This window comes from Pseudomonas sp. NBRC 111127 (assembly GCF_001320345.1).
GTDB classification, from domain to species: domain Bacteria; phylum Pseudomonadota; class Gammaproteobacteria; order Pseudomonadales; family Pseudomonadaceae; genus Aquipseudomonas; species Aquipseudomonas juntendi.
In genome coordinates this window covers 1-9,030 of the sequence record NZ_BCBD01000201.1, presented here as the reverse complement: position 1 = coordinate 9,030, position 9,030 = coordinate 1, and the positions used below count along the sequence as shown (strand labels likewise).

7 protein-coding genes are annotated in these 9,030 nt (G+C 56.7%); all 7 read right to left on the bottom strand.

What is annotated here, in order from left to right:
* On the bottom strand, positions 1-1,820 hold a 1,820-nt coding region (locus tag APH30_RS28435), incomplete at its 3' end, for a Mu transposase C-terminal domain-containing protein (protein WP_082416252.1).
* The gene (locus tag APH30_RS24650; protein ID WP_054914017.1) at positions 1,813-2,712 is read right to left on the bottom strand and encodes a TnsA endonuclease N-terminal domain-containing protein; all 900 of its coding nucleotides are present in this window, start codon (positions 2,710-2,712) and stop codon (positions 1,813-1,815) included. The genes APH30_RS28435 and APH30_RS24650, both read right to left, overlap by 8 nt.
* A 267-nt stretch (positions 2,713-2,979) precedes the next feature.
* Positions 2,980-4,815, bottom strand: coding sequence for a glutamine--fructose-6-phosphate transaminase (isomerizing) (gene glmS, locus APH30_RS24645; RefSeq protein WP_054914016.1), 1,836 nt, complete (start codon positions 4,813-4,815; stop codon positions 2,980-2,982).
* Positions 4,816-4,818: 3 nt separating this feature from the next.
* Complete coding sequence (locus APH30_RS24640; protein WP_174824181.1) at positions 4,819-5,598, bottom strand: DeoR/GlpR family DNA-binding transcription regulator; 780 nt, start codon at positions 5,596-5,598, stop codon at positions 4,819-4,821.
* Between the two features lie 286 nt (positions 5,599-5,884).
* Entirely contained in the window at positions 5,885-7,252 is a 1,368-nt protein-coding gene (gene glmU, locus APH30_RS24635) for a bifunctional UDP-N-acetylglucosamine diphosphorylase/glucosamine-1-phosphate N-acetyltransferase GlmU (RefSeq protein ID WP_029886843.1), read from the bottom strand.
* Positions 7,253-7,373: 121 nt separating this feature from the next.
* Positions 7,374-7,793, bottom strand: a complete 420-nt coding sequence (locus tag APH30_RS24630) for a F0F1 ATP synthase subunit epsilon (RefSeq protein WP_029886844.1) — start codon at positions 7,791-7,793, stop codon at positions 7,374-7,376.
* 44 nt (positions 7,794-7,837) lie between these two features.
* On the bottom strand, positions 7,838-9,030 hold a 1,193-nt coding region (gene atpD, locus APH30_RS24625), incomplete at its 5' end, for a F0F1 ATP synthase subunit beta (protein WP_054914015.1).

The window sequence follows — 9,030 nt, the reverse complement described above, 5'->3', positions numbered from 1 at the left end:
ACCATATCAAGAACCTCCTCCATACGGAGTCCACCATATTTCTGCCGTTGCTGCGGTACAATAGTTAAAGCCTCAAAACCTGCTTCGGACTTGATCCAACAATTTTCAATAGAGTTAGGATCGTAGAATACTCGAACATACTTCGTCCGCAGATTGTGTGAGCGCTCCAACCACTCCTCACGCAAGGCTGTTTGACATGTATATTGGACGCCTTGGAAAACAATACCGCCTCGACTGATACGACACTCTTGAGAGGGCAGTAAAGCAATTTTCAACTCAGCCGGAGAAACCACTTTAGAATTGATAGGACTATTAGCTTTAGACCAATTCCAAACTGCTATAGGCGTCGCTTCTATACCGTCGGCAATCATCTCGCGACTTAATAGGTGTGGTATGCGTAGGCTCTTATTGTGCGCCAAGACCCCTACAATAACCATTTCTGTGAACTCGTCGATATCCAAAATCGCATCGAGTTGGTAGTCCCTATCACCACGCTCCATTTTACGAGCATCTACTCCGCCTGGAACAAATTTCAAGTCCAGGTGTTCATTGATCAGACGGAAGCGGCTTTCGATGATCCCTTTCCAATCAGGCCTAAAGGGGGGCAAAATTTGCACCGCTAGTCCCAAGCTTTGCGACAGCGTTGCCCCAGCCTCACTTAGAAGTTCGGCCCGGTCAGCAACAATTTCGACTGGCAAGTGCGAGCACGGCCAGTCAGCCTCATCTATTTCAACATTGTATCGCTTGCAAAAATCGACCTTTGGGGTGCAAGCATTGTATATCGCGTGTCGAGCCCCATTCCAACTGGGACCCTCAAGGCCCACGTGAATCCCTACAATCATTCTAGTAAAGGTATCGACGACCACATAAAGTATGGGGCGTCCTATGAGCCATAGCCTGTTAACGCGATGCACTAAATATACATCAGCGATGGTGGAATCTATCTCATATCGATGGGTCGCACCCATCAGGCCTTGGGAAGCTGCGCCAACGATAGCACGATGATCTTTGTTGTATCGAACAGAACCGCCACGCACCTTAAGTTTATAAAGATCATCGAAAAAAAGCTTACCGTGATATCTGAGCTGGGTAGTAGTCGGGTAACTGCCGCGTACAATATTCCCTTTCGAGCCGTCTGGCAGAGTCTCTCTATAAAATTTGTTTAACATCCACTTATGTGCATCTTTCAGGGTGCCGCATTTGCCGCTAGCAACCCGCCCGTAAGCCAAACGGATATGAGAGAGATGGCGCGGTTCGAGCGTGATAGCACCACCATCATTGACAACGACACCACGATACTTACGCGGCCTACCGGGGATAATGCCTGAGGATCGATCCTTTTTCTTTCCCCGACCACCGCAAGCACTAGTGTTCCATAGAAACGCGTTAGGTGTCTGCCCCATGCTCCAGTAGCGGTATAGAAGCCGGTATATCTGTTTACGCTCTACTCCTGCCTCTAGGGCATGCCTAGCAACCAGCTTTCCAAAACCCGGTCCAAGAATTTCCAAGGCGGAGCGATCTTCTACTAACCCTCTTATAAGGCTCCAGTTACGATTTCGGCTCGATTTTTCATTTTCACTAATTTCATCATCACTTCTGAGCAGATGTAAGGGCACCATTTCTCGACTTAAGATTGCGCGCCCTGCGTCAATATCGTCAATCAAAACGGACCGCTCGATCTGCCACGGCTTGCTGGGATTCGTACTCAGCTCAATCACAATTACAGAAGCATCATCTATGCCTAAAATCCGAACCGCTTTTTTTAGTAGGCTAGGTTCTTCGCCAGGAGTGACAATGCTGTTGATTTTAAGATCAAGCATGATGGGAAACCTCGTTTGGCAGAGACAAAGCCGCTGACCTTTGATTCGGCCATATGTGCAACGGCTGCGACATGCTTATTATTTTCGAGGTAAGATCTGACTCTAAACGACCGTTCCATAGCAGGTGATGGAAGAGGCGCTTTACCCCCATATATTCAATGTAAAGGTCACGAGACGCTTTATCCAAAAGAATTTTTAACGGTATTTGATCCGTCTTTGCCTCCTCAATGTATCCAAGCAAATTGCCGATGTTCTTCTCCGTCGGTAACGAGGGATGAATACTGGCGTATGTCCTGAGAATCTTGAGGTTCGCTAATTTTATCTTTGAGAGGTTTTCATGCAGGACCAGCTTCCAGTCCACCCCCCTCATTGCCCAGTATTTTTCTTCGATGGCTAGCTTTTCTGCTATTCGATTACGCGCCTGAAGATCAGCTTGCTCAAACTCTTTTCGGTATTTCACTGATCGAGCAGCTAGCCTTGTTTCGCCAGAGGAATCTAAGAAGGTAACGAGAAAGTCCGTCGTCATAACGACAGGTATTTGCGTGCCAGGATATACAGGGTGGCGACAGTTAATACTTGAGGCAATTGCTTGGGTCTCAGCCTGTGTCAGCAGAGGATACTGCTCTCGGATATCGATGATCGAGGCATCGTGCTCAAGTACAGTTAAGTAATCTCGCTCTGCATTGGACAGCAGGTGGTGTGTGCGGTGAATTTTAACTCCCGCGATCATATGAGAGACACCCTTTGATTTGATCTCCCACACTTTGATCCATGGCTTATAGGAATCTCTGACTCCACACCCACGACCCGATTGAATTTTCTTATCTATTTTTGCCTGGGTCATCAGCTTGCGATGTGCAGCCTTGACCGGAGCTATGGGCATGGATGCCATTGTTCGAGTCGCTCAAAATTGGGCGACCCGCTCGACCGGGACGAGGACAGGTGTCGTGCACAGGGGACACCCCAGAGAGCGGGCTAAGCCAGGACAACAGTCACAGCGTTGGGTAGAGGATTGTCACCCGAATCTCCAAGGCCTGGCTCCGGCCCGATGTGCGGTCAGAGCCTGCCTTGTGACAACCTTTATTACGTTGTGACAACCTTTATTGTTTTGTGACAACCTTTATTATTCAAAAACATCTCAAGTCCCCCCGCTCACGCGTTACTCAACCGTAACCGACTTGGCCAAGTTACGCGGCTGGTCCACATCGGTGCCTTTCAGCACAGCCACGTAGTAAGACAGCAACTGCAGCGGAATGGTGTACAGGATCGGCGCCAGGGCATCGGCGATGTGCGGCACCTGGATCACGTGGGTGCCCTCGCCATTAGTCATGCCCGCATGTTCGTCCGCGAACACCACCAATTCACCACCACGGGCCCGTACTTCCTGCAGGTTGGACTTCAGTTTCTCCAGCAGTTCGTTGTTCGGCGCAACGGTCACCACCGGCATATCGTTGTCCACCAGTGCCAATGGGCCATGCTTCAGTTCGCCAGCTGGGTAGGCTTCTGCGTGAATGTAGGAGATTTCCTTGAGTTTGAGTGCGCCCTCCATCGCCACCGGGTATTGGGCACCGCGGCCGAGGAACAGGGTGTGGTGCTTGTCGGCGAACAGCTCGGCGATTTTCTCGACGGTGGCGTCCATGGCCAAGGCTTCGCCAAGGCGCGTCGGCAGGCGGCGCAGCTCTTCGACCAGGTCGGCCTCGACACCGGCCGGCAAGGTGCCGCGGACTTGGCCGAGCGCCAGCGTCAGCAGCATCAGCGACACCAGCTGGGTGGTGAAGGCCTTGGTCGAGGCCACGCCGATTTCCGGGCCAGCGAGGGTCAGCAGGGTCAGGTCCGACTCACGGACCAGCGAGCTGATACCCACGTTGCAGATTGCCAGGCTGCCTAGGAAGCCCAGCTCCTTGGCGTTGCGCAGGGCAGCGAGGGTGTCAGCGGTTTCGCCAGATTGCGAAATGGACACAAACAGGGTGTCTGGCTGCACCACCACCTTGCGGTAGCGGAATTCACTGGCCACTTCCACCTGGCAAGGGATGCCGGCCAGGCCTTCGAGCCAGTATCGGGCGACCATGCCTGCGTGGTAGCTGGTACCGCAGGCAACGATCTGCACATTGCGCACTTTGGCAAACAACTCTGCAGCCTGAGGGCCGAAGGCCTGGACCAGAACGTGATCTTTACCCAAGCGCCCTTCCAGCGTGCGCTGAACCACGGTTGGCTGCTCGTGGATTTCCTTGAGCATGAAGTGGCGGTAGTTACCCTTGTCGGCGGCCTCGGCGCCTTCATGGTACTGCACGGTTTCGCGCTGGACTTCATGCCCGGCCTGGTCCCAGATGGTGACCTGATCGCGACGGATCTCGGCGATATCGCCCTCTTCCAGGTACATGAAGCGGTCGGTCACCTGGCGCAGGGCCAGTTGGTCGGATGCCAGGAAGTTTTCGCCCAGGCCCAGGCCGATGACCAGCGGGCTGCCGCTGCGTGCGGCGAGTAGGCGATCAGGCTGGTGGATGCTGACCAGTGCCAGGCCGTAGGCACCGTGCAGGCGTTTCACGGCCGCCTTCAGCGCATCTGCCAGGTTCGGCACGCTTTTCAGGGTATGGTGAATCAGGTGCACGATGACTTCGGTATCGGTCTGCGAGGCGAAGACATAGCCCAGGCCCTTCAGTTCTTCGCGCAGCTCTTCGTGGTTCTCGATGATGCCGTTGTGCACTACCGCTACTTCATTAGCAGAGAAGTGCGGGTGGGCATTGCCTTCGGTGGGTGCACCATGCGTCGCCCAGCGGGTGTGGGCGATACCCAGCCGGCCACTCAGCGGCTCGGCAGCAACGGCCGCTTCCAGCTCGCTGACCTTGCCGATGCGGCGGCGACGCTGCAGCTGGCCGTCCTGGGTGAGCACGGCCAGGCCGGCGCTGTCGTAGCCACGGTACTCAAGCCGCTTGAGGCCTTCGATCAGGATGGCGGTGATATTACGTTCGGCGACGGCACCAACGATTCCACACATGAATTATTGCTCCTGGCTGATCGCGGCACAGATCAGGTTGATGCCGCGGGCTTGAATGTGTTCGCGTGCCGCTGCGGGCAGGCGTTCATCTGTAATAAGGGTATGCACGCTGCCCCAGGGCAGCTCGAGGTTGGGGATCTTGCGCCCCACCTTGTCCGACTCGACCATCACGATCACTTCGCGGGCGACCTCAGCCATTACCCGGCTCAGGCCAAGCAACTCGTTGAAGGTGGTGGTGCCCCGCGCGAGGTCGATGCCATCGGCACCGATGAACAACTGGTCGAAATCGTAAGACCGCAGGACCTGCTCGGCGACCTGCCCTTGGAACGATTCGGAGTGCGGGTCCCAGGTTCCGCCGGTCATAAGCAGTACCGGTTCGTGCTCGACCTCGCTGATGGCGCGAGCCACATTCAACGAATTGGTCATCACCACCAGACCGGGCTGGCGGCCCAGTTCCGGAATCATAGCGGCGGTCGTGCTACCGCTATCGATGATGATACGAGCATGCTCGCGTATACGCCCCACCGCTGCACGGGCGATAGCCTTCTTGTAGGCAGAGACCGGTTGCGCGGGTTCGCTGAGCATTTCCTGCGGTACCGGTACTGCACCGCCGTAACGGCGCAGCAGCAGGCCGTTCGCCTCCAGCGCGGCAAGGTCCTTACGAATGGTCACTTCCGAGGTTTCGAAACGCTTGGCCAAGGCATCCACACTCACTTCGCCCAGCTCGCTGAGCATGGCCAGGATGTTGTGGCGACGTTGAGGGGTGTTTCGTTTCGACATGATCAGTTAAATTTCGTTTCGAAAGATAATGATTGCAATCAAAACCTAAGATGAGCGATTCGTCAAGCTGTGTATAACTTTACTGGCGGCAATTTTTCTCTGGGGAGCGGCGGTGCGGCAATCCGACTTGCCCGCTAAGCCGGCACCGCGATGTATGGCACCGGCTTTGCCGGTGTTCGCGGGCTTGCCCGCTCCCACACTGGCCGCGGCCACACATCGGGTTGCATAGCGCACAAAAAAGCCGACTTACTCACATAGGTCGGCTTCGAGGGAAGCAGCTGTGGATAAATCAGCTCTTCTTGATCTTCTCCGGCCGCTTCCAACCTGGGATGTTGCGCTGGCGTGCCCGGGCCACTGCCAGATCACCTGCTTCAACAGCCTGCGTAATGGTAGAACCGGCGGCGGTAGTGGCGCCGGCCTGGATTTCCACAGGCGCTACCAGCGAGTTGTTCGAACCGATGAATACATCCTCACCCATCACTGTCTTGAACTTGTTGGCACCGTCGTAGTTGCAGGTGATGGTACCTGCGCCAATGTTGGTACGGGCGCCGATTTCGGCATCGCCCAGGTACGTCAGGTGGCCAGCCTTGGCACCCTCTCCAAGGTGAGCGTTTTTCAGTTCTACAAAGTTACCCACATGGGCTTTGGCATCCAGTACGCTGCCAGGGCGCAAGCGGGCAAACGGGCCGGCATCGCTGCCCTCGCCCATGACCGCACCTTCAAGGTGACTGTTGGCCTTGACCACAGCCCCTTTGCGCAGGGTCGTGTTCTTGATTACACAGTTGGGACCGATCTGCACATCGTCCTCGATGACCACTTTGCCCTCGAGTACAACGTTGATGTCGATCAGCACGTCACGACCGACGGTCACCTCACCGCGCACGTCGAAGCGCGCCGGGTCACGCAGGGTTACACCCTGGGCCATCAGGCGACGCCCTTCACGCAACTGGTAGTGGCGCTCCAGCTCGGAAAGCTGGCGACGGTCGTTGGCCCCCTGCACTTCCATTGGATCGTGGGGCTGCTCGGTAGCCACCACCAAACCATCGGCCACCGCCATGGCGATGACGTCGGTCAGGTAATACTCACCCTGGGCGTTGTTGTTCGACAGACGACCCATCCAGTCAGCCAGGCGCGCCGCTGGCAGCGCCAGAATGCCCGTGTTGCCTTCGTTGATCGCTTTCTGCGCTTCGCTGGCATCCTTGTGCTCAACGATGGCGGTGACATTGCCTTGCTGATCGCGAACGATGCGGCCATAGCCGGTCGGGTCGTCGAGGGTGACCGTGAGCAGGCCCAGTTGCTGGTCATTGGCCTTGGCCAGCAGCCGCTGCAGGGTCTCCACTTCGATCAGCGGCACGTCGCCGTACAGTACCAGCACAGTATCGGCAGTCAGCGCTGGCAGTGCCTGTGCAACGGCGTGGCCGGTACCCAGCTGTTTGTCCTGCATGACGAAATTCAGGTCATCGGCGGCCAGGCGCTCGCGGACCAGTTCGGCACCATGGCCAATGACCACATGAATACCTTGCGGCTGCAGCTGGCGCGCGCTGTGGATAACATGGCCGAGCATGGAGTTGCCGGCGACCGGGTGCAGCACTTTGGGGAGCGCCGAACGCATGCGCGTGCCTTGGCCTGCGGCGAGAATAACGATATCGAGGGACATTACTGGCTACCAATCCTGGGCGGTCAGCTGCGTGACCAAAATAGAAATTCGGAAAAAGAAAAAGGGTAGCCGAGGCTACCCTTTAACTCAATCGCACTGGCAGTAAGCGGCCTGGGCCGGATTACTTGCCTCTGCGCATTTGCTGGACAGTACGCAGCTGAGCAGCCGCCTCGGCCAGACGTGCGGCTGCAGCGCCGTAGTCGAAGTCCGAGCCTTTAGTGTTCAGCGCGTTCTCGGCAGCCTTGAGGGCTTCCTGAGCCTGAGCTTCGTCCAGGTCGGCAGCACGTTGCACGGTGTCGGCAAGAACCTTCACCATGTTCGGCTGCACTTCGAGGAAGCCACCGGAGATGTAGAACACCTCTTGAGTGCCACCCTGCTTGGTCAGCGTGATCGGACCTGGCTTGAGATTGGTGATCAGCGGCGCGTGGCCTGGAGCGATACCCAGATCGCCCAGGTTGCCGTGCGCTACTACCATCTCGACCAGGCCGGAGAAGATTTCTCCTTCCGCGCTGACGATGTCGCAATGGACTGTCATAGCCATCTGCTTGCCTCAACCTGATTAGCGCCCCTTGCGGGGCGCCGGGATTACAGTTTCTTGGCTTTCTCGATCGCTTCGTCGATGCTGCCGACCATGTAGAACGCTTGTTCTGGCAGGTGGTCGTAGTCACCTTTGAGGATGCCGCTGAAGCCAGCGATGGTGTCTTTCAGGGAAACGTACTTGCCTGGCGAACCGGTGAAGACTTCGGCCACGAAGAACGGCTGCGACAGGAAGCGCTGGATCTTACGAGCGCGGGCTACCAGTTGCTTGTCGCTTTCGGACAGTTCGTCCATACCCAGGATCGCGATGATGTCCTTCAGCTCTTTGTAGCGCTGCAGAACATACTGAACGCCACGAGCGGTCTCGTAGTGCTCGTTGCCGATCACGTTCGGGTCCAGCTGACGCGAAGTCGAGTCCAGTGGGTCGACCGCTGGGTAGATACCCAGGGAGGCGATGTCACGGGACAGAACGACGGTGGCGTCCAAGTGGGCGAAGGTGGTCGCTGGCGACGGGTCGGTCAAGTCGTCCGCAGGTACGTATACGGCCTGAACGGAGGTGATCGAACCTTCCTTGGTGGAGGTGATGCGCTCTTGCAGAACGCCCATCTCTTCAGCCAGGGTCGGCTGGTAACCTACTGCAGAAGGCATACGGCCCAGCAGTGCGGATACTTCGGTACCGGCCAGGGTGTAACGATAGATGTTGTCGACGAACAGCAGAACGTCGTTACCTTCGTCACGGAACTTCTCAGCCATGGTCAGGCCGGTCAGCGCTACGCGCAGACGGTTTCCTGGTGGCTCGTTCATCTGACCGTAGACCAGCGCTACCTTGTCGAGAACGTTGGAGTCCTTCATCTCGTGGTAGAAGTCGTTACCCTCACGAGTACGCTCACCCACACCAGCGAACACGGAGTAACCGCTGTGTTCCATGGCGATGTTACGGATCAGTTCCATCATGTTCACGGTCTTGCCGACGCCGGCACCACCGAACAGACCAACCTTACCACCCTTGGCGAACGGGCAAACCAGGTCGATAACCTTGATGCCGGTTTCCAGCAGGTCGTTGCCGCCTGCCTGGTCAGCGAACGAAGGCGCTGGCTGGTGGATACCGCGACGCTCTTCTTCGCCGATCGGGCCGGCTTCGTCGATCGGGTTGCCCAGTACGTCCATGATGCGGCCCAGGGTGGCCTTACCAACAGGAACGGAGATGGCAGCGCCGGTGTCGACGACATCCAGACCGCGCT